The sequence below is a fragment of the Nocardioides sp. PD653-B2 genome, assembly GCF_002117935.1.
GTDB lineage: Bacteria > Actinomycetota > Actinomycetes > Propionibacteriales > Nocardioidaceae > Nocardioides.
Genome location: NZ_BDJE01000015.1, coordinates 25145 through 51971, shown reverse-complemented (window position 1 = coordinate 51971; position 26827 = coordinate 25145). Strand labels below are relative to the sequence as shown.

27 protein-coding genes are annotated in these 26827 nt (G+C 72.2%); 17 read left to right on the top strand and 10 right to left on the bottom strand.

From position 1 onward, the window contains the following. Positions 1-511 precede the first annotated feature (511 nt). Positions 512-1486, bottom strand: coding sequence for a hypothetical protein (locus PD653B2_RS07090; RefSeq protein ID WP_085871641.1), 975 nt, complete (start codon positions 1484-1486; stop codon positions 512-514). A 59-nt stretch (positions 1487-1545) separates the two neighbouring features. On the opposite strand from PD653B2_RS07090, the gene PD653B2_RS07085 reads away from it, so the two are divergent. Continuing rightward, positions 1546-3312, top strand: coding sequence for a proline--tRNA ligase (locus tag PD653B2_RS07085; RefSeq protein WP_085871640.1), 1767 nt, complete (start codon positions 1546-1548; stop codon positions 3310-3312). Next, positions 3309-4016, top strand: coding sequence for an HAD family hydrolase (locus PD653B2_RS07080; protein WP_085871639.1), 708 nt, complete (start codon positions 3309-3311; stop codon positions 4014-4016). The genes PD653B2_RS07085 and PD653B2_RS07080 overlap by 4 nt, the downstream gene beginning before the upstream one ends. Before the next feature lie 156 nt (positions 4017-4172). Here PD653B2_RS07080 and PD653B2_RS07075 read toward each other — a convergent pair whose 3' ends face one another. Beyond that, a complete protein-coding gene (locus tag PD653B2_RS07075; protein WP_085871638.1) occupies positions 4173-4607 on the bottom strand; it encodes a ferritin-like domain-containing protein in 435 nt (144 codons plus the stop codon). Continuing rightward, positions 4604-5050: a hypothetical protein gene (locus PD653B2_RS07070; RefSeq protein WP_085871637.1), complete on the bottom strand. Its 447-nt coding sequence runs from the start codon at positions 5048-5050 to the stop codon at positions 4604-4606. The genes PD653B2_RS07075 and PD653B2_RS07070 overlap by 4 nt, the downstream gene beginning before the upstream one ends. 97 nt (positions 5051-5147) lie before the next feature. On the opposite strand from PD653B2_RS07070, the gene rimP reads away from it, so the two are divergent. The 9 genes from rimP to PD653B2_RS07025 all read left to right on the top strand — a co-directional run bounded on the left by rimP (position 5148) and on the right by PD653B2_RS07025 (position 14111). Continuing rightward, on the top strand, positions 5148-5654 hold the full coding sequence (gene rimP / locus PD653B2_RS07065) for a ribosome maturation factor RimP (protein WP_085871636.1): 507 nt from the start codon (positions 5148-5150) through the stop codon (positions 5652-5654). Further along, entirely contained in the window at positions 5654-6634 is a 981-nt protein-coding gene (nusA, locus tag PD653B2_RS07060) for a transcription termination factor NusA (protein WP_085871635.1), read from the top strand. The genes rimP and nusA overlap by 1 nt, the downstream gene beginning before the upstream one ends. After that, positions 6634-7392, top strand: coding sequence for an acyl-CoA thioester hydrolase/BAAT C-terminal domain-containing protein (locus PD653B2_RS07055; protein WP_085871634.1), 759 nt, complete (start codon positions 6634-6636; stop codon positions 7390-7392). The genes nusA and PD653B2_RS07055 overlap by 1 nt, the downstream gene beginning before the upstream one ends. A gap of 52 nt (positions 7393-7444) precedes the next feature. Then, positions 7445-7771, top strand: coding sequence for a DUF448 domain-containing protein (locus PD653B2_RS07050; protein WP_085871633.1), 327 nt, complete (start codon positions 7445-7447; stop codon positions 7769-7771). Between the two features lie 140 nt (positions 7772-7911). Continuing rightward, a complete protein-coding gene (infB, locus tag PD653B2_RS07045) occupies positions 7912-10761 on the top strand; it encodes a translation initiation factor IF-2 (protein WP_085871632.1) in 2850 nt (949 codons plus the stop codon). A gap of 79 nt (positions 10762-10840) precedes the next feature. Continuing rightward, positions 10841-11308 (top strand): 30S ribosome-binding factor RbfA, encoded by a 468-nt coding sequence (rbfA, locus tag PD653B2_RS07040; RefSeq protein WP_085871631.1) that lies wholly within the window; start codon positions 10841-10843, stop codon positions 11306-11308. Continuing rightward, entirely contained in the window at positions 11305-12171 is an 867-nt protein-coding gene (truB, locus tag PD653B2_RS07035; protein ID WP_085871630.1) for a tRNA pseudouridine(55) synthase TruB, read from the top strand. The genes rbfA and truB overlap by 4 nt, the downstream gene beginning before the upstream one ends. Before the next feature lie 21 nt (positions 12172-12192). After that, positions 12193-13131 carry a bifunctional riboflavin kinase/FAD synthetase gene (locus PD653B2_RS07030; RefSeq protein ID WP_085871629.1) on the top strand — a complete coding sequence of 313 codons (939 nt, stop codon included), beginning with the start codon at positions 12193-12195 and terminating at the stop codon, positions 13129-13131. After that, positions 13131-14111, top strand: a complete 981-nt coding sequence (locus PD653B2_RS07025; RefSeq protein WP_085871628.1) for a hypothetical protein — start codon at positions 13131-13133, stop codon at positions 14109-14111. The genes PD653B2_RS07030 and PD653B2_RS07025 overlap by 1 nt, the downstream gene beginning before the upstream one ends. Before the next feature lie 46 nt (positions 14112-14157). Here PD653B2_RS07025 and PD653B2_RS07020 read toward each other — a convergent pair whose 3' ends face one another. From PD653B2_RS07020 to PD653B2_RS07005, 4 genes are read right to left on the bottom strand one after another with little or no spacing between them, the layout of a single operon-like run. Further along, positions 14158-14418, bottom strand: coding sequence for an HPr family phosphocarrier protein (locus PD653B2_RS07020; RefSeq protein ID WP_085871627.1), 261 nt, complete (start codon positions 14416-14418; stop codon positions 14158-14160). Between the two features lie 29 nt (positions 14419-14447). Beyond that, complete coding sequence (locus tag PD653B2_RS07015; protein WP_085871626.1) at positions 14448-16517, bottom strand: PTS fructose transporter subunit IIABC; 2070 nt, start codon at positions 16515-16517, stop codon at positions 14448-14450. 1 nt (position 16518) lies between these two features. Next, entirely contained in the window at positions 16519-17478 is a 960-nt protein-coding gene (locus tag PD653B2_RS07010) for a 1-phosphofructokinase family hexose kinase (RefSeq protein ID WP_085871625.1), read from the bottom strand. After that, on the bottom strand, positions 17475-18242 hold the full coding sequence (locus tag PD653B2_RS07005) for a DeoR/GlpR family DNA-binding transcription regulator (protein ID WP_085871645.1): 768 nt from the start codon (positions 18240-18242) through the stop codon (positions 17475-17477). Before PD653B2_RS07005 ends, PD653B2_RS07010 begins: the two co-directional genes overlap by 4 nt. Before the next feature lie 103 nt (positions 18243-18345). Here PD653B2_RS07005 and ptsP point away from each other — a divergent pair, with 103 nt between their 5' ends. Further along, a complete protein-coding gene (ptsP, locus tag PD653B2_RS07000) occupies positions 18346-20025 on the top strand; it encodes a phosphoenolpyruvate--protein phosphotransferase (protein WP_085871624.1) in 1680 nt (559 codons plus the stop codon). Here ptsP and PD653B2_RS06995 read toward each other — a convergent pair. After that, positions 20022-20312, bottom strand: a complete 291-nt coding sequence (locus PD653B2_RS06995) for a YiaA/YiaB family inner membrane protein (RefSeq protein WP_085871644.1) — start codon at positions 20310-20312, stop codon at positions 20022-20024. The genes ptsP and PD653B2_RS06995 overlap by 4 nt on opposite strands. Positions 20313-20385: 73 nt before the next feature. Here PD653B2_RS06995 and macS point away from each other — a divergent pair, with 73 nt between their 5' ends. The 4 genes from macS (at position 20386) to PD653B2_RS06975 (ending at position 23352) form a co-directional block, all read left to right on the top strand. Next, on the top strand, positions 20386-21519 hold the full coding sequence (macS, locus tag PD653B2_RS06990; RefSeq protein WP_242665170.1) for a MacS family sensor histidine kinase: 1134 nt from the start codon (positions 20386-20388) through the stop codon (positions 21517-21519). 15 nt (positions 21520-21534) lie between these two features. Beyond that, positions 21535-22203 carry a response regulator gene (locus tag PD653B2_RS06985; protein WP_085871623.1) on the top strand — a complete coding sequence of 223 codons (669 nt, stop codon included), beginning with the start codon at positions 21535-21537 and terminating at the stop codon, positions 22201-22203. Positions 22204-22267: 64 nt separating this feature from the next. After that, positions 22268-22603: a PadR family transcriptional regulator gene (locus PD653B2_RS06980; protein WP_085871622.1), complete on the top strand. Its 336-nt coding sequence runs from the start codon at positions 22268-22270 to the stop codon at positions 22601-22603. Then, positions 22600-23352 carry a hypothetical protein gene (locus PD653B2_RS06975; RefSeq protein WP_085871621.1) on the top strand — a complete coding sequence of 251 codons (753 nt, stop codon included), beginning with the start codon at positions 22600-22602 and terminating at the stop codon, positions 23350-23352. The genes PD653B2_RS06980 and PD653B2_RS06975 overlap by 4 nt, the downstream gene beginning before the upstream one ends. Positions 23353-23358: 6 nt before the next feature. Here the strand turns inward: PD653B2_RS06975 and PD653B2_RS06970 are convergent, their stop codons facing one another. Together PD653B2_RS06970 and PD653B2_RS06965 are read right to left on the bottom strand one after the other, a co-directional pair. After that, complete coding sequence (locus PD653B2_RS06970) at positions 23359-25479, bottom strand: molybdopterin-dependent oxidoreductase (RefSeq protein WP_085871620.1); 2121 nt, start codon at positions 25477-25479, stop codon at positions 23359-23361. A 28-nt stretch (positions 25480-25507) separates the two neighbouring features. Then, positions 25508-26215, bottom strand: coding sequence for a L,D-transpeptidase family protein (locus PD653B2_RS06965; RefSeq protein WP_242665169.1), 708 nt, complete (start codon positions 26213-26215; stop codon positions 25508-25510). Positions 26216-26377: 162 nt separating this feature from the next. Between PD653B2_RS06965 and rpsO the strand changes: the two genes are divergently transcribed. Then, complete coding sequence (rpsO, locus tag PD653B2_RS06960; RefSeq protein ID WP_085871618.1) at positions 26378-26653, top strand: 30S ribosomal protein S15; 276 nt, start codon at positions 26378-26380, stop codon at positions 26651-26653. Positions 26654-26827: the final 174 nt, after the last annotated feature.

Below are 26827 nucleotides of genomic sequence, written 5' to 3'. Positions count from 1 at the left end.
CGCGGCCGGCCCGATCGAGTCAACCGAGTGCATCGCCGCCCAGTCGGCGGCCAGCTGGAATTGCTCGGACTCGGCCTGATCGGCGACCGCTCGACGTTCGCGGGCGGCAACCAGTACCGCACCTGCGGTGTCGAGTTCGGTGGTGGCTGCCATAGGAACAGCCAAGCACCGACCACCGACAGTCAGACCCCGAAAACCCTGTTCTCCACAGGGTCCTGAGCATTTCGGAAAGTAAAATCTTTGGGCGGTGACCACGACGGTCGACCCGAGCGGACCCGCAAGCCAGGCAACGGCTGGAAATCGCCGCCGTAACCACGGCGGACGGTGACCACACCATTCTCTAAATCAGCCGAGGCGGCCCGCAAGCCGAGGACAGGTGACGGGTCGGCTGCGGGGGTTTCGAGACCGGCGCTACGCGCCTTCCTCAACCACCGGGGACGACAGGACTGCGCGCCTTCCTCAACACCGTGGGCGACAGGACTTCGTCCTTCCTCGACCACCGTCGACCAGGTCAGTACCGGGGGACAGGCTTCAGGTCAGACGCCCGCTCGCAGGAGGCTACCTCGCACCGGATCGTGGCGGCCTTGGCGCGGCCGTTCGTGTCGAGCAGCAGGATCGACGAGGTCTCCCAGGTGATCGCGCCGAACCACTCGGCGGTGTAGCGCGCGAGCAGCGCGCCGTGGTGAGTACGACGCACGTTCACGGCGTTGGGGCCGAGACCATCGGAGAGGATGTGGATCGTCGCCATCCGGAGGCCGTCGGGAGAGAAGGCGGTGACCCGCTCGTCGCACGAGCGCGACAGCTTCTGGGGGCTCGGGCCCAGGTCGGTGACGAGCGAGCACCCGCCGTCGTAGGGATCGCCGGTGTACGACGCCACCCGGTCGGCGTCGATGTCGGCGGCGTACCCCGGCCGGTTGCTGATCCGCCGGGTGTCGTCGGCGACGAAGTCCCACCAGAAGGTCCGGTCCGGGCCCCAGCTGCCGAGCACCGCGCGTCCGCCGTCGGCGGAGAGGACCGTGGCCGAACCGGGGAACGTGCGCTCCTGGACCGGGTCACCGGTGGTCGCATCGAGGACGCGGACGACGGTCCGGTGCGCGCTGTAGGACGGCGTGCTGAGCAGGTGGTCTCCATCGTCGCTGAGCACCACGTCCCACGAGTCCTGGCCGCGGGTGAGCACCCGGTAGCCGTCGTCGCGGCGCACCCGCAGCACCTTCGGCGCGGAGCCGTCCTTCTCGGAGACGAGGACGACATAGGCCTTGCCGGAGGTCCCGAGCAGGGAGACGTGCGGCGAGTCGAGGGTGATCCGCAGCGAGCCGTCGACGACGGTGCTCCCCTCGACGTGCGGCCCGGCGATGTCGGCGCCTCGCTCGATCGATCCCGGCTTCAGCTCGACGGTCGGGGCCTCGGGGGCCGCAGCGACGGCGGGGGAGGCGCAGACAGCGGCGAGGGCGATCAGGGCGGTGGCGGCGGCGAGCGGGAGCTTCATGCACCAGAGACGCCATAACCCGGAGGAAGGTTGCACACGACTCCCAGTAGCCTGACCCCATGATTTCCCGGATGTCGAGCCTGTTCGTGCGGACCCTGCGAGAGGACCCCGCGGACGCCGAGGTGCCGAGCCACCGCCTGCTCCTCCGCGCCGGTTACATCCGCCGCGCCGCCCCCGGCATCTACACCTGGCTGCCGCTCGGCCTGCGCGTGCTGCGCAAGATCGAGGGGATCATCCGCGAGGAGATGGACGGCATCGGCGCCCAGGAGCTGTCGTTCCCCGCGCTGCTGCCCCGTGAGCCCTACGAGGCGACCGGCCGCTGGACCGAGTACGGCGACGGCATCTTCCGGCTCCAGGACCGCAAGGGCGCCGACTACCTGCTCGGGCCCACGCACGAGGAGATGTTCACCCTCGTGGTGAAGGACCTCTACTCGTCGTACAAGGACCTGCCGCTCACGATCTACCAGATCCAGACCAAGTACCGCGACGAGGCGCGTCCCCGCGCGGGCCTGCTGCGCGGCCGCGAGTTCGTCATGAAGGACTCCTACTCCTTCGACGTCAGCGACGAGGGCCTGGAGACGAGCTACCAGAAGCACCGCGACGCCTACATCCGGATCTTCGACCGGCTCGGCTTCGAGTACGTCATCGTCTCCGCGATGTCGGGTGCCATGGGCGGCTCGATGTCCGAGGAGTTCCTCGCCCGCGCCGACAACGGTGAGGACACCTACGTCCGCTGCTCCACCTGTGACTACGCCGCCAACGTCGAGGCGGTCCGCGTGCCCACGCCCGCGCCCGTCGCGTACGACGACGTGCCCGCCGCCCACGCGGAGCAGACCCCCGACACCCCGACCATCCAGACGCTGGTCGACCACCTCAACGACGCGTTCCCGCGCGACGACCGGCCCTGGACCGCGGCCGACACGCTCAAGAACGTGCTCGTGGTCCTCCGCCACCCCGACGGCACCCGCGAGCCCCTCGCGATCGGCGTCCCCGGCGACCGCGAGGTCGACCTCAAGCGGCTCGACGCCCAGGTCTACCCCGCCGAGATCGAGGCGTTCGACGAGAAGGACTTCGCCGCCTACCCGATGCTCGCGAAGGGCTACATCGGTCCCGGCGTGCTCGGCGAGAAGAACGAGTCGGGCATCCGGTTCCTCGCCGACCCCCGCATCGGGGAGGGCACCCGCTGGGTGACCGGCGCGAACGTCGACGGCAGCCACGTCATCGACCTGGTCGCGGGCCGCGACTTCACGCCTGACGGCATCATCGAGGCCGCCGAGGTGCGCGAGGGCGACGCCTGCCCCAACGGCGACGGCACCCTCCACACCGCGCGCGGCATCGAGATGGGCCACATCTTCGCGCTCGGCCGGAAGTTCGCCGACGCCCTCGACCTCAAGGTGCTCGACGAGAACGGCAAGCTCGTCACGGTCACCATGGGGTCCTACGGCATCGGCGCCTCCCGCGCGGTCGCCGCGATCGCGGAGGGCACCCTCGACGAGATCGGCCTGGCCTGGCCGCGCGAGGTGGCGCCGTACGACGTCCACATCGTCGCCGCGGGCAAGGACGAGACGCTGTTCGCCGCCGCCGAGCGGATCGCCCACGAGCTCGACAAGCAGGGCATCGAGGTCCTCTACGACGACCGCACCGGCAAGATCAGCCCCGGCGTGAAGTTCAAGGACGCCGAGCTGATCGGCGTCCCGACGATCGTCGTGGTCGGCAAGGGCCTGGCCGACGGCACCATCGAGGTCAAGGACCGGGCGTCGGGCACCAGTGAGCAGGTGCACGCCGAGCACGTGGTCGACCACGTCGTGAGGCTCGTCCGAGCGTGACCACGGGCGTCGACGCCGTCATCTTCGACTGGGGCGGCACCCTCACCCGCTGGCACGACATCGACTTCCACGCGGAGTCGCTGGCGCTCGCCCAGGCCGTGATCGACGCCGACCACGACGTCGAGGTCTCCCGGGAGCGGCTGCACGCCGCCAACGAGACGATCTGGGGCAGGTCCCGCGACCACCAGCAGAGCGCGACCGTGGCCGACCTCTTCGCCGAGGCGGGGCTCGGCCACGACCCCGACCTGCTCACGGCGTACTACGAGTTCTGGGAGCCCCACACGCTCACCGACCCGGAGGTCGGCCCGCTCTTCGAGACCTTGCGCGCCGCCGGCATCAAGGTCGGCGTGCTGTCCAACACGATCTGGCCGCGCTCGTGGCACGAGGGCTTCTTCCGTCGCGACGGGGTCGGCCACCTGATCGACGGCGACGTCTACACGAGCGAGATCCCGTGGACCAAGCCGTCTCCGCTCGCGTTCCAGGCGGCCATGGCGGCCGTCGGCGCGGCCGACCCCGGCCGCTGCGTGTACGTCGGGGACCGGCTCTTCGACGACGTGTGGGGCGCCCACAACGCCGGGATGCGGGCCATCCACATCCCGCTGAGCGCGATCCCGGCGTCGCAGGTCGGGCACTCGGAGGGGGAGCCGGACGCGGTCGCGCACCGGCTCTCGGACATCCCCGGGCTGCTGCAGAGCTGGGCCTGAAGCAGGTTTTGCTTTGCACATTTGTGCAATGCAGAAACGTGAGGAACGGGATCGGTCCCGCGCGCGACCAGCGTGTTGCATGCTTTTGCAAGAGCGACTCCCCGCCAGTCCCCCCACATCCCGGCTGGAGTCGCTCCCGGCCTCGTAGTCCAGGCCTCAGCGGTCCGCGTACTCACCGGCCCCGGGGAACGTCTCGGGAGTTCCCCGGAAGGTGAGTTCGCGGACCGCTGACTCGTTCAGGGCCGCGATCGCCCACCGCCGCTGGGCGGCCGCCGTGTTGGCGACCAGGAAGGCGTACGTCGTCGCACAGGACCGCTCCACGTCCAGGGCGACGCCGGTGACCTGGCCGGGCGTCACCACCGCGCTCGGCAGCTCGTAGGCCGCCTCCGCCGCGACCGGCTGGTCGCCCCCCGCCACGATGTCCGCCGTCAGCTGGTCGCGCCGGGCCCGGTGCGCGGCGTACGCCGACGAGACCGCGGCGAAGAGCGTCGGGTTCTCGCTGCGCGACGTACGACCGCCGAGCGCGCCGTAGACGAAGACGGCCGCGTGCTCGGCCGCGAGCGTCGCCTGGAGAGCCTCGAGGGTCGTCATGGCTGCCGCCCGGACCGGTCGGCCAGCTGCTGGGCGACCGCCGCCGACATCGAGGCGAGCAGCCGGGCGAGCGCCCCGCTGTCGGCGCCCACCGCCGAGTCGACGAGGAACGCCTGGATCCGCTGCTCGTTGCGACGGACCGCGGTGGCGCTGGCGTGCCCCGGTGCCGGGGTCGGCTGGGGGCCGTCGAGTGCCGCGATGTGAGCCGCGTGCATCGCCGTCAGCGCGGGGAACCCTCCGGCCACGGTCAACCGGTAGGCGCCGCTCAGCTCCTCGAGCACGGAGTCCACCAGGTCGCCGTCCGGGTCCTCGGCCGGTGTCGGTGTCGAGGCGGGCGCGTCCGGGTCGTCGTCGCAGCCCGCGACGACGAGCGCCCCGGCGGCTCCGGCAACCCCGAGGGCGAGCGTCGTACGTCGCGAGAGGGGACGTCGACGGGCGGGCACGGCGCCGACCCTATCCCCGTCGTACGGGCGGTATGAAGCACGAGGTGGCGACCGCTATCGTGGGCGATCAACAACAGCACAAGGAGGTCGCCCACCCGTGAGCAGTGCCAAGCAGGACGCCACCCGGGACCGGATCGAGGCAGAGCTCGTCGACCCCTTGCGCGCCCTGGGTCTCGACATCGAGGCCGTCGAGGTCACGCCGGCCGGCAAGCGCCGGATCCTGCGCGTCGCCGTCGACAAGGACGGCGGGGTGACCCTGGACGAGGTGGCCGAGGCGACGCGCGAGGTCAACCGGGTGCTCGACGAGTCGGACGTGATGGGCGAGATGCCCTACACGCTCGAGGTCACCTCGCGGGGCGTCGACCGCCCGCTGACCCTGCCGCGCCACTGGCGCCGCAACGCCGGTCGTCTGGTCGCGGTCACGTTCGAGGACGGCTCGTCCGCGACCGGCCGGATCGGTGTGTCGGACGACGAGAAGGTCACCCTCGAGGTGAGCGGCGTCCATCAGGACGTCGCATACGCAGACGTGAAGAAGGCGTTGGTCCAGGTCGAGTTCAACCGGCGGGCCGACGACGAGGACGACGAAGAGGGAGGGGAGGCCTGATGGACATCGACATGAGCATCCTGCGCATGCTCGAGCGGGAGAAGGAGATCTCGTTCGACGTGCTGGTGGAGGCGATCGAGCAGGCCCTGCTCACGGCGTACACGAAGTCGCCCGGAGCCCACGAGTCCGCGCGGGTGGTGCTGGACCGCAAGTCCGGTCACGTCACGGTGCTGGCCGACGAGCTCGACGACGAGGGCAACAAGATCGGCGAGTTCGAGGACACCCCCGAGGGCTTCGGCCGGATCGCCGCCACGACCGCGAAGCAGATCATGCTCCAGCGGCTGCGCGACGCGGAGGACGACATCCGCTTCGGTGAGTTCTCCGGCAAGGAGGGCGACATCATCTCCGGGATCATCCAGCAGGGGCGCAACCCCGACGACGTGATGGTCGACCTCGGCAAGCTCGAGGGGCTGCTCCCGGTGGGCGAGCGGGTCCCCGGCGAGCGTTACGAGCACGGCACCCGCATCAAGTGCATCGTGGTGTCCGTCCGCAAGGGCATGCGCGGCCCGCAGGTCACGCTCTCGCGGTCGCACCCCAACCTGGTCAAGAAGCTCTTCGCCCTCGAGGTCCCCGAGATCGCCGACGGCACCGTCCAGATCGCGGCGATCGCCCGCGAGGCCGGCCACCGCACCAAGCTGGCCGTGACGACCGAGGCGCCCGGGGTCAACGCCAAGGGCGCCTGCATCGGCCCGATGGGCCAGCGGGTCCGCGCGGTGATGGCGGAGCTGCACGGCGAGAAGATCGACATCGTCGACTGGTCCGAGGACCCCGCCGAGCTCGTCGCGCACGCGTTGTCGCCGGCCCGGGTCAGCTCCGTCGAGATCATCGACCTCGCGGCCCGCTCGGCGCGGGTCGTCGTGCCCGACTTCCAGCTGTCGCTGGCGATCGGCAAGGAGGGCCAAAACGCCCGCCTCGCCGCCCGGCTGACCGGCTGGCGGATCGACATCCGCTCGGATGAAGCGCCGGCCACCGACGACTGATGTTCCTGGTAGGTGACGGCCCGACCGGCGTCCTCGTCCTGGCCGGCTCCAGCGGCCGGGTCGAGGAGGACCGCTGCCGGGTCCTCGCTGCGGCCGGCGCCACCGCGGCGTCGTACCGCTGGTTCGGCGAGACCGTCGACCTGGTGGCTCTCGAGTCCTTCGACGACCCGCTCGCCACGCTCCACGAGCGGTGCGACCGGCTCGTCGTCCTCGGCACGTCGCGCGGGGCCGAGGCGGCGCTGCTGCTCGGCGCGATGCACCCCGAGATCGACGCGGTCGTCGCGATCTCGCCGAGCGACGTGGTGTGGGCATCGCTGAGCTCTGAGCGCCCGCAGCGCTCGTCGTGGATGCGTGGGGGAGAGCCGCTGCCGTTCGTGCCGTACGACGACTCGTGGGAACCGGACACCGACCCGCCGGAGTTCCTCGGCCAGTACGAGCAGGCCCTCGAGAAGTACGCCGACCGCGTGCCTGCCTCGTGGATCCCGGTCGAGCGGATCGCCGGTGAGGTGCTGCTGACGGCCGGTGGCGACGACCGGGTCTGGCCTGCCGTGGACTTCGCCGACCAGGTCGCCGCGCGCCGCGAGGCCGCTGGCCTAGCCACGACGGTGCTCGTGCTCGACCACGCCGGACACCGGCTGGTCCTGCCTGGGGAGGCTCCCGCCCCGCCGCCGCGGTTCGCCCACGGCGGGACGTTGGAGGCCGACTCGGAGCTCGGTCTGATGCTGTGGCCGCACCTGCTGCGCCTGCTCGGCGCGTGAGCGACCTGCGCCGGTTCGAATCGCTGGCCCGATAGCGGTAAGGTTGTCTGAAGTGGCGCGTGAACACTTTTCCTCAGCATGCCCCGAACCCTCAGCCCTCACCGGCCCGGTTCGGACCTGCGTGGGATGCCGGACACGAGCCGCGAAGAGCGAGTTGTTGCGGGTGACCGTCGGCTCGGATGCGAGCGGCCACGCGGCCGTCGTACCCGATCCGCAGGGCACCGCCTCGGGCCGCGGAGCGCACCTGCACCCCACGACCGAGTGCTACGAGCTGGCGGTGCGCCGGCGAGCTTTCGCCCGGGCCCTCCGTTACACGGGGAGCGGGGCAGGGCTGACCAGCACACCGCTCGGCGAGTACCTCACCTCGTCAGCACCATGACCCTGATCGACCGACAGAAACTGGAGCAGCAGCTCATGAGCACTCGATGAGTTCTTTCCGATGAGCATGCACCACCACTAACGGTCTGAATCACCCCCCAGCAAAGAACTGGACCCGGGTCTCAGGCCAGAAGGAGAAGCGTGGCTAAGACCCGAGTTCACGAACTCGCCAAAGAGTTCGGTGTCGAGAGCAAGTTCGTTCTCGAGAAGTTCAAGGAGATGGGGGAGTTCGTCAAGTCGGCGAGCTCCACTGTCGAGCTCCCTGCGGAGATGCGTTTCCGCAAGGAGGTCGGCGAGTCGCTGAAGGCCTCCGCGCCGGCAGCACCCGCCGAGACCTCCGCCGCCAAGCCCGGCCCCCGCGCGCCGGCCAAGAAGGCTGCTGCGCCCGCAGAGCCCGAGGCCGAGGCTCCCGCCGCGGAGCCCGCGGCGCCGGTCGCCGAGCCCGTGGTGGAGACCCCCGCCGACGACGCGCCCAGCGCCCCGAAGCCCGGCCCCAAGAAGGCTGCCGCTGCGGAGCCGGAGGCGCCCGCCGCCGAGACCCCGGAGCCCCCGGCCGAGGCCGGCGCGCCCGCCGCCTCGGCGACCCCGAAGGCTCCCGCCCCCCGACCGGTCGGCAAGCCCAGCGGCGCCCCGCGTCCCGGCAACAACCCGTTCGCGTCCAGCCAGGGCATGGGCCGCAAGCCCGCCCCGGCCCGTGGCGTCGACCCGGCCGCTCCCGCTGCCGGTGCGCCCGCTGCCGGCGGCGACAACCGTCCGCCGCGGCCCCCGGCCGCCCGTGACGGTGGCGTGCCCGGCCGTCCCGGCATGCCGCGCCCCAACCCGGCGATGATGCCCAAGTCTCCGGCCGCCTTCGGTGGCGGCCCCGGTGGCCGCGGCCCCGGTGGTCCCGGCGGCGCCCGTGGTGGCCCCGGTGGTCCCGGTGGTGCCCGTGGCGGTGCTCCGGCCCGCGGCGGTGCCCCGGGTCGCGGTGCGCCCGGTGGTGGCGGTGCTCCCGGTGGTGCTCCGGGTCGCCCCGGCGGCTTCCCGAGCGGTGGTCGCCCCACCCGTCCCGGCCAGCGTGGTCAGACCCAGGGTGCCTTCGGTCGCCCCGGTGGTCCGTCGCGTCGCGGTCGCAAGTCGAAGCGCGCCCGTCGCCAGGAGTTCGAGGCCATGGAGGCCCCGACGATCGGTGGCATCCGCGTCCGCAAGGGCAACGGCGAGACCGTTCGCCTGCCGCGCGGCGCATCGCTGACCGACTTCGCCGAGCGCATCAACGTCGACGCCGCTTCGCTGGTGCAGATGCTGTTCAGCCTCGGCGAGATGGTCACCGCGACCGAGTCCGTGAACGACGAGACGTTCGAGCTGCTCGGCGAGGAGCTCAACTACGTCGTACTCGTCATCTCTCCGGAGGACGAGGACCGCGAGCTGCTGGAGTCGTTCGACCTCGAGTTCGGTGAGGACGAGGGCGACGAGTCGGACCTGGTCATCCGTCCGCCGGTCGTGACCGTCATGGGTCACGTCGACCACGGAAAGACCAAGCTCCTCGACGCGCTCCGCAACGCGAACGTCGTCGACAAGGAGGCCGGTGGCATCACGCAGCACATCGGTGCCTACCAGGTCACGGCCGAGGTCGACGGCAACGAGCGTCGGATCACCTTCATCGACACCCCGGGTCACGAGGCGTTCACCGCCATGCGTGCTCGTGGTGCGCAGGCGACCGACATCGCGATCCTCGTGGTCGCGGCCGACGACGGCGTGATGCCGCAGACGGTCGAGGCGCTCAACCACGCCAAGGCCGCCGGCGTCCCGATCGTGGTCGCGGTCAACAAGATCGACAAGCCGGACGCCGACCCGACCAAGGTCCGCGGCCAGCTGACCGAGTACGGCCTGGTCCCCGAGGAGTACGGCGGCGACTCGATGTTCGTCGACGTCTCCGCGAAGTCCGGGCTCAACCTCGACAAGCTGCTCGAGGCGGTCATCCTGACCGCCGACGCGTCGCTCGACCTGCGGGCCAACCCCACGCAGGACGCCCAGGGACTCGTCGTCGAGGCGCACCTGGACCGCGGTCGCGGTCCGGTCGCCACGGTGCTGGTCCAGCGCGGAACGCTCCGCGTGGGCGACTCGATCGTCGCCGGCGCCGGCTACGGCCGCGTCCGCGCGATGCTCGACGAGCACGGTGAGAACATCACCGAAGCCGACCCGTCGCGTCCCGCGATGGTGCTCGGTCTCACCGCGGTGCCGGGTGCGGGCCAGAACTTCATCGTGGTCGAGGACGACCGCATGGCCCGCCAGATCGCCGAGAAGCGTGAGGCACGCGAGCGTGCGGCCATGCAGGCCAAGCGTCGCGTCCGCCGTACGCTCGAGGACTTCATGGCCTCCATGGAGAAGGGCGAGAGCCAGGAGCTCAACCTCATCCTCAAGGGCGACGTGTCCGGTTCGGTCGAGGCGCTCGAGGACGCCCTCTCGCAGATCGACGTCGGCGAGGAGGTCACCCTCCGGGTCATCGACCGCGGTGTCGGTGCGATCACCGAGACCAACGTCGACCTGGCTGCGGCCTCCGACGCCATCATCATCGGCTTCAACGTCCGGCCCCAGGGCAAGGCGACCGAGATGGCGGACAAGGAAGGCGTGGAGATCCGGTACTACTCGGTCATCTACAACGCCATCGAGGAGATCGAGGCGGCCCTCAAGGGCATGCTCAAGCCCGTCTACGAGGAGTCCGTGCTCGGCCAGGCGGAGATCCGCAACATCTTCCGCTCGTCGAAGATCGGCAACATCGCCGGTTGCATGGTCACCAGTGGCCTGATCCGTCGCAACGCCAAGGCGCGCCTGCTGCGGGACGGCGCGATCGTGGCCGACAACCTCGACCTGGCGTCGCTGAAGCGGGAGAAGGACGACGCGTCCGAGGTCCGCGAGGGCTTCGAGTGCGGTCTCGTGCTGAAGAACTACCAGAACATCGAGATCGGCGACATCGTGGAGTCCTTCGAGATGAAGGAAATCGCGCGCACCTGATGCACCACCGAGTCGGCGCCACCTCACCCCTCCGGGGGTCGAGGTGGCGCCGACTCGATCATTGGAGAGAGTAGGAACCATGGCCAGCCCACGAGTGCGCAAGATCGCCGACCGGATCCAGGTGATCGTCGCGGAGATGTTGGAGCGACGGGTCAAGGACCCGCGTCTCGGATTCGTGACCATCACCGACGTCCGGCTCACCGGTGACTCCCAGCAGGCGACGATCTTCTACACCGTGCTCGACGCCACCGGCGACGACGAGACCGCGCTCGCCAACACCGCCGCGGCGCTGGAGTCGGCCAAGGGCCTGCTCCGCTCCGAGGTCGCCAAGCAGCTCGGCATGCGGACCGCCCCGACGCTGACCTTCATCGCCGACGCCCTGCCCGAGACCGCCCGGCACCTCGACGAGGTGCTGGCCCGGGCCAAGGCGCTGGACGACGAGGTCGCGGCCCGCCGCGTCGAGTCGTACGCCGGCGACGAGGACCCGTACAAGAAGCCGCGCGAGGCCGCCGACGAGGACCTCGACGAGGACGACGACGAGAAGTGACCGCTGAGCCCGGGCTGGTCGTCGTCGACAAGCCAGGCGGCATGACGTCGCACGACGTCGTGTCCCGCGTCCGTCGACTCGCCGGCACCCGCAAGGTCGGCCACGCCGGCACCCTCGACCCGATGGCGACGGGCGTGCTGGTGCTCGGGGTCAACCGCGCCACCCGCCTGCTCGGTCACCTGATGCTGACCGAGAAGGGGTACGACGCCACCATCCGGCTCGGCGTCGCCACCACCACGGACGACGCCGAGGGCGAGGTCACCGCGACGGTCTCGGCCGCGGCTCTCGACGATGCCGTGGTCCGCGCGGCGGCGGGGGAGTTCGTCGGTGACATCGAGCAGGTCCCGACCGCGGTCTCCGCGATCAAGGTCGACGGCAAGCGCGCCTACCAGCGGGTGCGCGACGGCGAGGACGTCGAGCTGAAGGCCCGGCCGGTCACCGTCCACGAGCTGGTCGTCCACGACATCCGTCGCGCCGGCGAGGTCGTGGACGTCGACGTCTCGGTGCGCTGCTCGAGCGGCACCTACATCCGGGCGATCGCCCGCGACCTCGGTGCTCGGCTCGGGGTCGGCGGCCACCTGACCGCGCTGCGCCGTACGGCGGTCGGCCCCTACGACCTGGCGGCCGCGCGCACGCTGGAGGAGCTGGGCGACGACTTCACGATGCTGCCCATCGCCGAGGCGGCCCGGGCGGCCTTCGTCGCGGTCGACCTCGACGACGCGCAGGCCGCCGACGTGCGCGTCGGCCGGGCGCTCGACCTCGACCTGGCCGGCCTCACCGCGGTCTTCGCCCCCGACGGCGAGTTCCTGGCTCTCTACGAGCCGCGGGGCGAGACGGCCAAGGCCGTCGCCGTCTTCGCCTGAGCCACGGATAGAGTCCTGCCCGTGCAGATCTGGCGCTCCCTCGACGAGGTCCCGGCCGACGTCGGACCCACCGCCGTCGTGGTCGGCAACTTCGACGGCGTGCACCTGGGGCACCGGCACGTGCTCGCGCGGGCGCGCGAGATCGCCGACGAGCGCTCGCTGCTCGTGGTCGCGGTCACCTTCGACCCGCACCCGATGGCCGTGCTGCGGCCCGAGCACGCGCCGACGACGCTGACCTCGCTCGAGGTGCGCGCCGAGCTGCTCGTGGACGCCGGGGCCGACGCCGTGCTCGCGCTGCCCTTCGACATGGACGTCGCGAACTGGACCCCCGAGGAGTTCGTCGAGCGGGTGCTGGTCGACAGCCTGCACGCCGCCGTGGTCGTGGTCGGCGCGAACTTCCGCTTCGGGCACCGGGCCGCGGGCGACGTCGCGACCCTGCGGACGACCGGTGAGCGGTTCGGCTTCACGGCCGAGGGGATCCCGCTCGACGGCGGCCCGCAGGTGTGGTCGTCGACGTACGTCCGGATGAGCCTGGCGGCCGGCGACGTCGCCGGGGCCGCCGAGGCGCTGGGCCGTCCGTACGCCGTGCGCGGTGTCGTCGTGCAGGGCGACCAGCGCGGCCGCGAGCTCGGCTACCCGACCGCCAACGTCCCCACCGACACGATGACGGCCGCGCCGCCCGACGGCGTCTACGCCGGCTGGCTGCGCCGGCTCGACACGGGGGAGCGCTACCCCGCGGCGATCAGCGTCGGCACCAACCCGACGTTCGCCGGCGCGCGTCCCCGCCGGGTGGAGAGCTACGTGCTCGACCGCACCGACCTCGAGCTGTACGGCGTGGAGGTCGAGGTCAGCTTCGTCGAACGGCTCCGCGGCATGGTCGCCTTCGAGGGCGTCGAGGGGCTCGTCGAGCAGATGACCGACGACGTCGACCGGGCGCGCGAGCTGCTCGGCGCCGGCTGATGCCCGGGGCCCCGCGGGACGTCGTCGAGGCCACCGACGTGTGGTTCCTGCAGCACGGGCTGTCCTACTTCGTGCCCGAGAAGCGGGCGGACGTCCGCACCGCGCTGCGCCTGAAGCGGACCGTCCCGCTCGTGCTCGTCGTGGCCCTGCTCGCCGCGGGCGCGGGCGTGGTGCTCGCGTGGCGGCTCGAGGAGTTCAGCGCGGCCCCCGCCACCCTCGTCTCGCTCGGTCTGCTGGCCGCGCTCTGGTACGCACTCACCGCGCTGCACGCACGCCAGATCGTCACCTGGGCGCTGGGCCGCACCTTCGGCAGCCTGCGCACCCTGCTGCCGATGACGACCCGCGCGCTGCCGCTGCTGCTGCTCGCGATCACGTTCCTCTTCATCAACACCGAGATGTGGCAGGTCGCGTCCAACCTCACCGTCGGCGACCTCTGGCTGGTCGTGCTGCTGTTCGCCGGTCTCGCCGTCGCGTTCCTGTTCGTGCGCCTGCCCGAGGAGGTCGACCGCGCCGACGACCACGTCGACGAGGCGTTCCTCGTGCGCGCGTGTGCGCGCACCCCGCTCGAGCAGGTCTGCCGCGAGCTGATCGACGACCCCGAGGCCGACCCCGCGGCGTACGCCGAGGTCACCGGCTACGAGCGCTGGAACCTGATCCTGGTGCTGATCATCGTCCAGACCGTGCAGGTGCTGCTGCTGTCGCTGTCGGTCTTCGTGTTCCTCATGGTGTTCGGCGCGATCACGATGACGACCCCGGTGATGGACGCCTGGCAGACCGATCCGCCGTTCATCCCGTCGCGGGGCCTCGTGCAGGTGTCGACCTTCCTCGCGGCGTTCTCCGGCCTCTACCTCACGGTGTCGACCGTGACCGACGAGACCTACCGCGAGCAGTTCTTCGGCAGCGTGATGCGCGAGCTCGAGCGCGCCGTCGGCGTGCGCGCCGTCTACCTGGCGCTGCGGAGCTCGTCGCCGGTCGAGTAGCCGCCGCCACGTCGTCCCTCAGCCGCGCCGTCCTGGCGCGCCCTGCTCAGGTCGCATCCAGGTCCTTCTCGACCAGCGCGACGATCGCGTCGAGGGCGGCCTGGTCGTCGCTGCTGACCTCGACCAGGTCGCCGGGGCCGGCGCCGAGGGTCATGATCATCAACGACGAGCTGGCGTCGACCGGCTCGTCGCCGGGGATCGCGATGAACACCTCGGCGTCGAGCTCCTCGGCCGCCTCGGAGATGAGCTGGGCGGGCCGGGCGTGCAGGCCGACGGAGGAGCCGACGGCGACGGTCTTGCTGGGCATGCTGTTCTCCTTGGTTCGACGAGTGGGGGTCAGACGGTGGCGAGCTCGCGGTCGGTCGCGAGCTCCGGGTCCTTGGTGCCGATCGACTTGAGGGCGATCACCGCGGCGGTGCCCACGAGGGTGCCTGCCACCAGCGCGATCAGGTAGCCGACGATGTTGCTGACCGCGAAGAGCACGAAGATGCCGCCGTGCGGGGCACGGATGCCGACGTCGAGCGCCATCGAGAGGCCACCGGTGACGGCGCTGCCGGCCATGATCGCGGGGATCACCCGCAGCGGGTCGGCCGCGGCGAACGGGATCGCGCCCTCGGTGATGAAGCTGGCGCCGAGCGCCCAGGCGGCCTTGCCGTTCTCCCGCTCGGCCTGGTTGAAGAGGCCGGGGCGGACGACGGTCGCGAGCGCCAGCGCCAGCGGCGGGACCATGCCCGCGAGCATCACCGCGGCCATGATCTTGAGCTGCGGGGCGTCGCTCGCGAGGGCCGCACCGCCGACACCGGCGGCGGCGAAGCTGTAGGCGACCTTGTTGAGCGGGCCACCCATATCGAAGGCCATCATCAGGCCGAGGATCACGCCGAGCAGGATCGCGCTGCTGCCGTTGAGCGAGTTCAGGCCGTCGTTGAGCTGGGTCATCAGCCAGCCGATCGGCTTGCCGAAGACCATGATCATCAGCAGGCCCGCGACCACCGACGTGAACAGCGGGATGACCAGCACCGGCATCAGGCCGCGCATCCAGGTGGGGACCTTCCAGCCCGCGACCCAGTGCGCGATGACACCGGCGAGGACGCCGCCGATGATGGCGCCGAGGAAGCCGGTGGCCGGCAGCGCGACGCCGCCGCCGGACTGCACGTTGAACAGGTTGGCCGCTAGGCCGCCCATCACGAAGCCGGGCGCGATGCCGGGCCGGTCGGCGATGGCATAGGCGATGTAGCCGGCCAGCGCCGGGATGAAGAGCATGAACGCGGTCTTGCCGATGATGAAGAACAGCGCACCGATGTAGGCGGCCAGGCCCGAGCCGAACAGTGCGTGGTCGAGGCCGAGTGCCTGCGGGTCGGGGAGGTCGAAGATCGTGTTGTCGACGGCGATGTCGCCGTACGGCCCGACGATCTCGTAGCCGCCGAGCAGGAAGCTCAGGGCGATCAGCAGGCCGCCGGCGGCGACGAAGGGGATCATGTACGAGACGCCGGTCATCAGCACCCGGCGGGTGCGTCCGCCCCAGCTCTCGCCCGCGGTGCCCGCGCCGGCGCCGGAGCCGCTGTCGGCTCCACCGCCCTCGACGCGGGGCGCGTGGGGGTCGTCGGCCGCGCGCAGCGCCTCGGCGATCATCGCGTCGCCCTGGTCGATCGGGCGCTTCACGCTCGAGGAGACGAGCGGCTTGCCGGCGAACCGGCCGCGGTCGCGGACCCCGACGTCGACCGCGAAGATCACCGCGGACGCCGCGGCGATCGTGTCCGCGGGCAGCGGTGTCGACCCCGCGGAGCCCTGGGTCTCGACCGCGATGTCGACGCCGGCCCGCTCGGCGGCGGCCTCGAGGGCCTCGGCCGCCATGTAGGTGTGCGCGATGCCGGTCGGGCAGGCGGTCACCGCGACCAGGCTGCGCTTCGCGGTGGGCGTGGGAGCAGCCGGGGCCGCGGCCTTCTTCGCCGCGGGCTCGGCGTCGACGACCTCGCTGACCAGGGCGACGACCTCGTCGGCGGACGTGGCGGCGCGCAGCGCGTCGGTGAACGCCGGCTTGACCAGGGCCCGGGCGAGCTTGGTCAGCAGCTGGAGGTGGGTGTTGTCGCCACCGGCGGGGGCCGCGATGAGGAACACCAGGTCGGCAGCGCCGTCCTTGGCGCCGAAGTCGACCGGGGGCTGCAGCCGGGCGAAGGCGAGGGTCGGCACCTCGACGCCGGCGGTCCGGCAGTGCGGGATCGCGATGCCGCCGGACAGGCCGGTCGCGGACTTCGCCTCGCGGGCGAAGGCGTCCTCGACCAGCTGGTCGACGTCGGTGGCGCGTCCGGCGTCGGCGACGATCCGGGCCAGGGCGCGGATCACCGCGTCCTTGTCGGAGCCGAGCTCGGCGTCGAGACGCACCAGGTCGGCGTTGATCAGATCGGACATGTCACCCTCCCGGGGTGAGGTCGAGGCGACGGACCGAGACGAGCTCGGGCCGGACCTGGTGGGGTTGCGGAATGGTCGTGCCGGGGAGTCCGGCGGCCGCGCTGCCGTAGGCGACGGCGAGCGCGAGTCGTTGGTCGGGGCCCTGCCTGCGCAGGTCGCCGAGGAGGTAGCCGAAGAGGCTGGAGTCGCCGGCGCCGACGGTGCTGACGACCGTGGTCTCCGGGGGAGTGGCGTGCCAGGCGCCGTGGGCGTCGACGAGGACGGCGCCGTGGGCGCCGAGCGTGGCGAGCACCGCCTCGACGCCCCGGTCGACCAGGGTGGCGGCGGCGTACGCGGCGGCGACGGGGTCGGCCTCGAGGAGGGCGGGGTCGCCACCGACGAACGACGCGAGCTCCTCGCCGTTCGGCTTCATCAGGTGGGGTGCGGCGACCTCGAGCCTGTCGACGAGCGCGTGCAGCGGGCCGTCGCTGGTGTCGACGGCGATCCGGGCGCCGGTGTCCCGCAGGGCGGCGACCAGCTCGGCGTACCACCCGACGGGCGCACCCGGCGGCAACGAGCCGGCCAGGACCACCCAGTCGGCGCTGCCCGCGCGGCGGCGCAGCGACTCGGTGAGCGCCGTGAGGACCTCGGGCGTGACCGTGGGGCCCGGGCTGTTGAGCTTCGTGGTGGTGCCGTCGGGCTCGCTGATCGTGATGTTCACCCGCAGCGCGCCGCTCGTGGGGACCGGGCGGCAGTCGATGCCGGCGGAGAGCAGCTCGTGGACGAACGGGTCGTCGGGCGGTGCGGGCAGGACCGCGATGGACGGGACCCCGGCAGTGACCGAGGCGCGAGAGATGTTCACGCCCTTGCCGCCGGCCTGGGAGGTCACCGACTCGGCCCGGATCACCGCGCCGCGCTCGAGCCGGCCACCGAGCGCGACCGTGCGGTCGTGGCTCGGGTTGGCGGTCAGGGTGACGATCACGCGACCACGACCTCGACGCCGGCGCGGACGAGCGCGCGGCGGTCCTCGGGGGTGATGCCGTCGTCGGTGACCAGGACGTCGATCTCGCTCAGCTCGGCGAACCGGAGCGGTGCCTCGACGCCGATCTTGCTCGAGTCGGCCAGGCAGACGACCCGGCGGGCGGATGCGACCATGGCCCGCTTGGTGGCCGCCTCCTCGCGGTCGGGTGTGGAGAGGCCGTGGCCGGTGGTGATGCCGTTGGTGCCGAGGAAGGCGACGTCGGTGCGCAGCCGGTCGAGGGCGGCGACGGTCTCGACGCCGACCGCGGCCTGGGTGGTGCGGCGCACCCGGCCCGGCAGCAGGTGCAGCGCGACCTGGGGGCTGCCGGCGAGGCGGGCGGCGACCGGGACCGCGTGGGTGACGACCGTGAGGCGGAGGTCGCGGGGGAGGAGGCTGGCGAGGCGGCTGGTCGTCGAGCCGGCGTCGAGGAGGACGATGCCGTCCGCAGGAGGGAGCAGGTCGAGCGCCGCCCGGGCGATCCGGTCCTTCTCGCCGGTGTTGGCCTGGTCGCGCTCGCCGAGGCCCGCCTCGATGACGGCCAGGGCCGCGGCCGGGACCGCTCCTCCGTGGACCCGGCGGAGCAGCCCGATCCGCTCGAGGGCGGAGAGGTCACGCCGGACGGTCTCGGTGGTCACGTCGAACTGCTCGGCGATCTCGTTGACCGACAGCCGGCCGCGGTCGGTGACCAGCTGGGCCATCGCCTGCTGTCGCTCCTCGGCGTACATGCTCACCGGCGGCGCTCCTTCGATCGAGGGTTGATCTGTGTATATGTTGTTTTACGCCCGAATCTGTTGACTGTCAAGGGAGACGGGCGCTTTACTGGTGACCATGGCCACCAGCTCCGACCCCACCCTCCGCGGAACTCCCGTCGTGCCCGGCGTCGCCTTCGGACCCGCCTCCCTCGTGCGGGCCGAGGTGTCGCCGGCGGCGATCGCCCGCTTCCACGCCACGGCGTACGCCGACCCCGACGCCGCCCTCGCGGCGTACGAGGACGCGGCCCAGGCGGTCGCCGACGGCTTCGTGCGCAAGGCCGCGGCGGTGTCCGGCGCGGCGGCCCAGGTGCTGACCGCCAGCGCCGGCCTGGCCCGCGACAAGGGCCTGCGCGGCGCGGTGCGCAAGCAGCTGCGAGCCGGCGACGACCTGCTGGCGGCGGTGCACGGCGCGGTCGCGCAGTTCGTCACGATCTTCAGCAACATGGGCGGCCTGATGGCCGAGCGGGTCACCGATCTCCAGGACATCGAGCGCCGCGTCGTCGCCCACCTCGTCGGCGAGCCGGAGCCCGGGGTCGGCGTGCCGGAGTCGCCCTGCGTGCTCGTGGCCGAGGACCTCGCGCCGTCCGACACCGCCGGCCTCGACCCCCGCCTGGTGCTGGCGCTGGTGACCGAGCGCGGCGGCCCGACCAGCCACACCGCGATCATCGCCCGCCAGCTCGGCATCCCCTGCGTGGTCGGGGTCGCCGGCGCGATGACGGTGGCCGGCGGCACGCCGCTCCTCGTCGACGGCGTCGCCGGCACCGTCGAGCTCGGCCCCGACGAGGCCGAGGCGAGCGCGCGGGTCACCGCCGACGTCGAGGCCCGCAGCGCGCTGGCCTCGTGGGCGGGCCCGGGTGCGACCGCCGACGGCATCCCGGTCAAGATCCTCGCCAACGTCGCCGACGCCGACTCCGCCCGGGCGGCCGGCGCCGCCCCCGTGCAGGGGGTCGGCCTCTTCCGCACCGAGCTGTCGTTCCTCAACCGCAAGGAGGAGCCGTCCGTCGAGGAGCAGGCCGCCATCTACGGCGAGGTGCTCGAGGCCTTCGGCGACCACCGCTACGTCGTGGTCCGCACCCTCGACGCCGGCTCGGACAAGCCGGTCGCCTTCGCCACCCACGAGGGGGAGGAGAACCCCGCCCTGGGTGTCCGCGGGCTCCGGCTGTCGTTCGGCAACCCCGGCCTGATGGACCGCCAGCTCGACGCCGTCGCGGCCGCCTCGAAGCAGACCGGCACCGAGACCTGGGTGATGGCGCCGATGGTCGCGACGGTCGCCGAGGCGACCGAGTTCGCGACGAAGGTGCACGGCCGCGGGCTCAAGGCCGGGGTGATGGTCGAGGTGCCGAGCGCCGCGCTGCTCGCCCACCGGATGCTCGAGGTGGTCGACTTCCTCTCGATCGGCACCAACGACCTGACGCAGTACACGATGGCGGCCGACCGGATGGCCACGGACCTGGCCCACCTCACCGACCCGTGGCAGCCGGCGGTGCTCCAGCTGGTCGCGATCACTGCGGAGGCCGGGCGCCAGGCGGGCAAGCCGGTCGGCGTGTGCGGGGAGGCCGCGGCCGACCCGCTGCTCGCCTGCGTGCTGGTCGGGATGGGGATCACGTCGCTCTCGATGGCGGCGGCCGCCGTGCGGCCGGTCGGTGCCCGGCTCGCGTCCGTCACGATGGACGCCTGCGAGGAGGCCGCCGAGGCGGCCCTGTCGGCGGCCGACCCGACGGCCGCTCGCGACGCGGTCCGCGCCCTCCTGGGCTAGGCGGACTCCCTCCAGGGGTCGTGCTCGGCCAGGATCCGGTCGACGCGCGCCTGGTCGAGGCGGGAGACGACGTACTGGCTCTCCTGGGCGTCGCGGACGCACTTGGCGAGGCTGAAGGCGGAGGTCGTGAGGAAGACGGTGCCGAGGGCGAGGAACGCCCTCGGCCAGGGGTCGACGGGCAGGTAGAAGACGGCGATCAGCATGGCGAACAGCGCGAGGCCGAAGGCGATCGCCGACTGGGCGTAGAAGGCGGCGGTGTTCTTGGGGGTGGGGGTCGAGTTCTCCATGGCCCGAGTCTCGGCGGGCTCGGCGAGGCGCCGCATCCGCACGGATACTCAGCTGCGGTGCGACACTGCGACGGTGAGCTCGTGGACGTCTCCCGCGTCGATCGCGATCAAGGACCGGCTGTTCCGCGCGCTCGCCGTGCTGCGGTGGGTCGTCCTCCTCAACGCGGTCGTGCTGAACGTCATCCGCGCCGACGAGTTCGAGCGGCCCGCCCTCGGTGCGACCTGCGTCGTGGTGATGATCGGGTGGACCGTCTTCACCACCTGGGCCTACGACGACCGGCGACGGCGCACCTCCCCGCTCCTGGTCGCCGACCTGGCGATCGCGCTGGCGATGCTCCTCGCGACGCCGGCGGTCAAGGGAACCGACTACACGTCCAGCGTGCCGGGGTTCTGGGTGATGGGCGCCCTGTTCGCGTGGGCGATCCACTACCGGCTGGTCGGCGGCCTCGTCGCCGGGCTCCTGCTCGCCGCGGCCGACCTGCAGCGCCAGCACGTCGACGCGTCCGACTACGGCAACGCCTTCCTCCTGGTCATCGGCGGCCCAATCGTCGGCTACATGTGCGACTCGCTCCAGCGGATGGCGACCGAGCGCGACGTCGCCGAGCGGGAGGCGGCGATGGCGGCCGAGCGGGCCCGGCTCGCGCGGGCCGTGCACGACGGCGTGCTGCAGGTGCTGGCGCTGGTGCAGCGGAGAGGGCACGAGCTGGGCGGCGAGGCGGCCGAGCTCGGCCGGCTGGCCGGCGAGCAGGAGCGCGAGCTGCGCGGACTGATCCACGCCCAGGAGGCGGTCACCGTCGTCGGTCACGCGGAGTCGGTGGACCTGGTCGCCGAGCTGGCCCGGCTCGAGCACGGCCAGAACGTCACCGTGGCGACCCCGGGGTCACCCGTCGAGCTCCCGGCCGCGACGGCTCGCGAGCTCGTGGCGGTCGCACGTGCCTGCCTCGACAACGTCCGGGTGCACGTCGGCGACGACGCGCCGGCCTGGGTGCTGCTCCAGGCGTTCCCGGACCGGGTCGAGCTGTCCGTCCGCGACGACGGCCCCGGCATCTCGGCCGGCCGCCTCGAGGAGGCCGCCAGGCAGGGGCGGCTGGGCGTCGCCGAGTCGATCCGCGGCCGGATCGCCGACCTCGGCGGCACCGCCGAGCTGGCGACCGGGTCCTTCGGGACCGAGTGGGAGTTCGTCGTACCCCGGACCTCGCCGATCTGACCTAAGGTCGGGGTCATGAGCGAGAGCGAGCAGCCCGCCCGCATCCGCGTGATGGTGGTCGACGACCACCCCCTGTGGCGCGACGCCGTCGAGCACGACCTGGCGCAGGCCGGTCTCGACGTGGTCGCAGTGGCCGCGACCGGGCGCGAGGCGCTGGCCCGCTTCCCGGCAGCGCGCCCGGAGGTGGTGGTGCTCGACCTGCAGATCCCGGCTCCGGACGGCGTCGAGGTCACCGCCGAGATCGTCCGGCAGGACCCGTCGGTCCGGGTGCTCATCTTGTCGGCCTCGGGTGAGCACGCCGACGTCCTCGCGGCCGTCAAGGCGGGAGCGACCGGCTACCTCGTGAAGTCCGCCTCGCGCGAGGAGCTGCTGACCGCCGTACGGCGCGTGGCCCAGGGGGACCCCGTCTTCACCCCCGGGCTGGCCGGACTGGTGCTGGGGGAGTTCCAGCGCATGTCCGACGAACCGACGCCGGGAAGCGGCGTGCAGACGCTGACCGAGCGCGAGACCGAGGTGCTGAAGATGGTCGCCAAGGGGCTCTCCTACCGGCAGATCGCCGAACGGCTGGTGCTGTCGCACCGGACGGTGCAGAACCACGTGCAGAACACCCTCGGCAAGCTGCAGATGCACAACCGGGTCGAGCTGACGCGCTACGCCATCGAGCACGGTCTCGACGAGGACTGAGCCGCGGCGACACGCCGGTGCCACGGAGCACGCACTACTGCGCCATGCGCAGTAGTGTCGCCGTATGGACAGCACCCAGCTCCTCAAGGGAGTGCTCGACCTCGCCGTGCTGGCGGTGGTCGACGCCGAGGACGGCTACGGCTACGACATCGTCCGCCGACTGCGCGCAGTGGGGCTCGACGACGTCGGCGACGCCTCGGTCTACGGCACCCTCCGCCGCCTCTACGCGGCCGGCGCGCTCACGTCGTACGTCGTGGCCTCCGAGGCGGGCCCGCACCGCAAGTACTACGGCATCACGCCGGTCGGCCGCGCCGAGCTCAAGCGGCAGGGCGACGACTGGCGTCTCTTCTCGGAGGCGGTCGACCGCCTCCTCGACAGCACCACGGGGAGCACACGATGAACGACACCCTGCCGATCACCGGGATCGACCTCGACCGCTACGTCGACGAGGTCCGCCGCGAGCTCGCCGACCTGTCGGAGGACGCGCGGGAGGAGCTGACCGAGGGCCTCGCCGCCGACCTCACCGAGCTGGTCGCGGAGCGGGGGACCGGTGCGCTGCCGCGACCGGAGGAGTACGCCGCCGAGCTGCGCGCGGCCGCCGGGCTGGCCCCGGCGAGCCGCCGCCCGCTGCTCGCCCCCGACTGGTGGCGGCCCGGCTGGGACATCGTGGTCGCCGCCCAGCCCGTGTGGTGGGTCGCCCGCGCCTGGGTGTGGGTGATGCTGGCGCACGTGCTGTTCTGGGGACCGGACGAGAGCGGCTACGACGTGCCCTGGATGCCGACCCAGTCCTTCGGGCTCGGCCTCGCCGTGTGGGCGGTCGCGGCCGTCGTGAGCATCCAGGTCGGACGCGGCAGGCTCTGGCCAGGTGGCGCCCACCGCAGCGCGGCCGCCATCGCCGCGCTCGCTGTTGTCAACGCCGGAACTCTCGTCGGCGGGTCCTTCGCCCTCGAGCAGGTCGACACCGTCTTCGACTCCCGCTCGATGGACCTGCGTGAGCAGGCCTACGACACCAACCCGGCGGTCATCACCTACCGCAACCGCCAGTCCTGCTCGCTGCTCGTCTTCGACGCCGACGGCGAGCGCGTGCGTGGCGCGCAGGTGCAGGACCAGTCGGGCCGGGTGCTCCCGATGCGCAACCGGCGGTGCTGAGGACCCCTAGCCCGACGTCGACGACAGCGCTGAGACCCGCACCGGCACCCCGTTGAACGCAGCGTTGCCCGACACGTCGAGCAGCGCTGCGTCGGTGAGGTCGTTGATGGACACCCCCGGCAGGTCGACCGCCCGCTCCAGGCGGACGCCCTCCCGGCGGTGCCCGTAGCCGTGCGGGAGGCTCACGACGCCGCGCATCATGTCGTCGGTCGCCCGCACCTCGACCTGGACGTCGCCCACCCGCGACGAGACCGAGACGGTCGCCCCGTCGGCGAGACCTCGGCTCGCGAGGTCGTCCGGGTGCATGAGCAGGTGGTGGCGCGGCTTGCCCTTGGTGAGCCGCACGGAGTTGTGCATCCACGAGTTGCAGTCGCGCTGGTGGCGACGGCCGATGAGCAGCAGCTCGCCGGCGGCCGGGACGGGTGCCTCGCGCAGCCGCTCGAGGTCGGCGACCACCAGCTCGGGTGCCGCGTCGACGCGGTCGCGCGGCATCCGCTCGGGCAGCTGGCCGGCCCGCAGCGGGCCGAGGTCGATGCCCGCGGGGTGCGCGCGCAGCTCCTTCATCGTCACGCCGGATCCACCCCGGCGGAGCAGCAGCGCGACCAGCCGGGTCGGGCTCGTGGACAGCCGGACCCGCTGCACGATCCGCTTCTTGAGCGGTGCCCTGGCGCCGAGCCGCTTCTGGGTGCGCAGCACGATCTCGCGGTAGATCTCCCAGTCGTGCATGGCGCCGTCGGGCTTCGGGAGCACGGCCGGTGTGAAACGAGCGGTGTTGCGCACCGCCAGCAGGTGGAAGACCAGGTCGTAGTGGTCGCGTTCGAGCGCCGTGGTCGGCGGCAGGATCACGTCGGCGTGCCGGGTCGTCTCGTTGACGTAGATGTCCACCGCAGCCATGAAGTCGAGGCCGCCGAGCGCGCGGTCGAGCGCGCCACCGTCGGGCGTCGACGACACCGGGTTGCCGGCCAGGGTCAGCAGCGCGCGCACCTGCCCGTCGCCCGGGGTCTCGATCTCCTCGCGCAGCACCGACACCGGCAGCTCGCCGCCGAACTCCGCCAGCCCGCGCACCCGGCTGCGCCACAGGTCGTGGTGACCCTTGCCGATCAGGCCGGTGCCGACCGCGTCGATGGCGGGGCTGGTGAAGCAGACGCCCCCCGCCCGGTCGAGGTTGCCGGTCAGCAGGTTGAGCAGCTGCACCGCCCACTGGCAGACGGTGCCGAAGGCGTGCGTCGAGACACCGACCCGGCCGTACGCCGCAGCGCCGTCGGCCGCCGCGAACTCCCGGGTGATCCGGCGGATCTCGTCGGCAGGGATGCCGGTCGCCTGCTCCGCGAGCTCCGGGGTGAACGACACGACCGCGCGCTCCACCACGTCGAGCCCGTCGACGTAGGACGGCGGGCGGGTGAGCCCCTCGTCGTACAGGACGTGCAGCATCGCGAGCAGGAGGTGGGCGTCGGTGCCGGGCCGGACGAAGTGGTGCTCGCCGGCGACCTTGGCGGTCTCGGTGCGGCGCGGGTCGATGACGACCATCCGGCCGCCGCGCTCGTCGAGCTCGCGCAGCCGGGCCGGGAAGTCGGGCACGGTCATCAGCGACCCGTTGGACGCCATCGGGTTGGCGCCGAGGACGAGGAAGTACGACGTGCGGTCGATGTCGGGGATCGGCAGGAACAGCTGGTGGCCGTACATCAGGTACGCGACCAGCTGGTGGGGGAGCTGGTCGACCGAGGTGGCGCTGAACTTGTTGCGGGTACGGAACGACTTCACCAGTGCGGTGCCGTGGGTGAGCGAGCCGAGGCTGTGCGCGTTCGGGTTGCCGAGGTAGACCGCGAGCGCGTCGCGGCCACCCGCGGTGATCGCGCGGGCCAGCCCGTCGGCCGTCAGGTCGAGCGCCTCGTCCCAGCCGATCTCGTGCCACGTGTCGCCCACGCGCCGTACGGGCCGCCGCAGCCGGTCGGGGTCCGCATGGATGTCGGCGAGCGCCGTGCCCTTCGGACAGATGTGCCCGCGCGAGAGCGGGTCGTCGGGGTTGCCCCGGATCCCGGTGACGGCTCCGTCGGTCAGCGTCAGCTCGAGACCGCAGATCGCCTCGCACAGGTTGCAGACGCCCAGCTTCTTCTCCACGACCGGCATGCCGGTCATCGTGGCACGACCGGCCGGCTCAGCGGTTCTGGACGACCCGGGGACGGGCGTCCGGGCGCAGCCAGGTGAGCAGCCAGCGCATCTGCTTCGGGTTGCCGACCTGGGTGCAGCCGGCCGTCGGCGCCCAGCGGTCACCGGGCTTCGAGGTGTGGTAGAAAATCCCGCTGCCGCGGCCCGGCACCGGCCGCGGGCCGACCCCGGGCCGGAGCCGGACGTGGTTGAAGTCCACGACCCAGCCCGATCGCATCGACGGCCGGTCGCCGCTGGTCACCCCGGCCACCTCGAGCCAGGTGTTGTAGTTCGAGCCGGCCGAGCTCGAGACGATCGACGTCGGGCGACGCCGGCGCCAGGGCATCTCGCCCGGGTTGTCCGGCGACGTCGTGAACGTGACCTTGATCCGGAAGACACCGCCCGGGGAGCGGTAGTCGCCCTCGCGGCGCTTGCCCCACCCCCGGCTCGCGATCGACGAGCGGAACTCGCGCACCTTCTCCCACTGCCCGTCCGCGTCCTTCTCCCACGCCTGGGTGACCGTGCACCAGGCGTCGTCGCAGTGCTGCCGGCTGGAGACGGTGCGCACCACCTGCGTCGTGCTCGTCGGCAGGAGACGGGTCCAAGCGGGCTCCGCAGCCCGGGCGGCGGCCTCGGAGGGTCCGGACGGTGCGGCGACCAGGGTCGCTCCGACCAGGCAGACTGCCGGGACCAGGGCCCGAGCGCGGATCCAGCTCACGCCTGGAGCGTAACCCCGCTCGTTTTGGGCCCGCGACACGCCCGCTGATAGCCTGACCCGGTTGTCCAACATGGGACGACATGCCGTCCAACGGCCGCGGAACCATAGTGCCCGGGTGAACAGGCCCCGGCGCGCCGCGCAACGACCCGGAAGGAAACCTGCATGTCCATCGGAACCGACGCGGAGACCAAGAAGAAGATCATCGCCGAGTACGCCACGACCGAGGGTGACACCGGGTCCCCCGAGGTGCAGATCGCGCTGCTCAGCCACCGCATCGCCCACCTCACCGACCACCTCAAGACCCACAAGCACGACCACCACAGCCGTCGTGGTCTGCTGCTGCTCGTCGGCCAGCGCCGCCGCCTGCTGAACTACCTGCAGAAGACGGAGATCGCGCGTTACCGCTCGATCGTCGAGCGTCTCGGCCTGCGCCGCTGAACCATCGTGAAGGGTCCACTCCGGTGGGCCCTTCACGCTTTCACTGCGCCGCTCGGCGGCGCTAGCCTCACAACTGAAACAGACACCCCAGGAGCGACCCGCACGTTCTGGCTCGGTCCTCGGTAGTGGCTCTCAGGATCTCGACAAGCTCGATCGCCGAAATCCCTGCGGGCC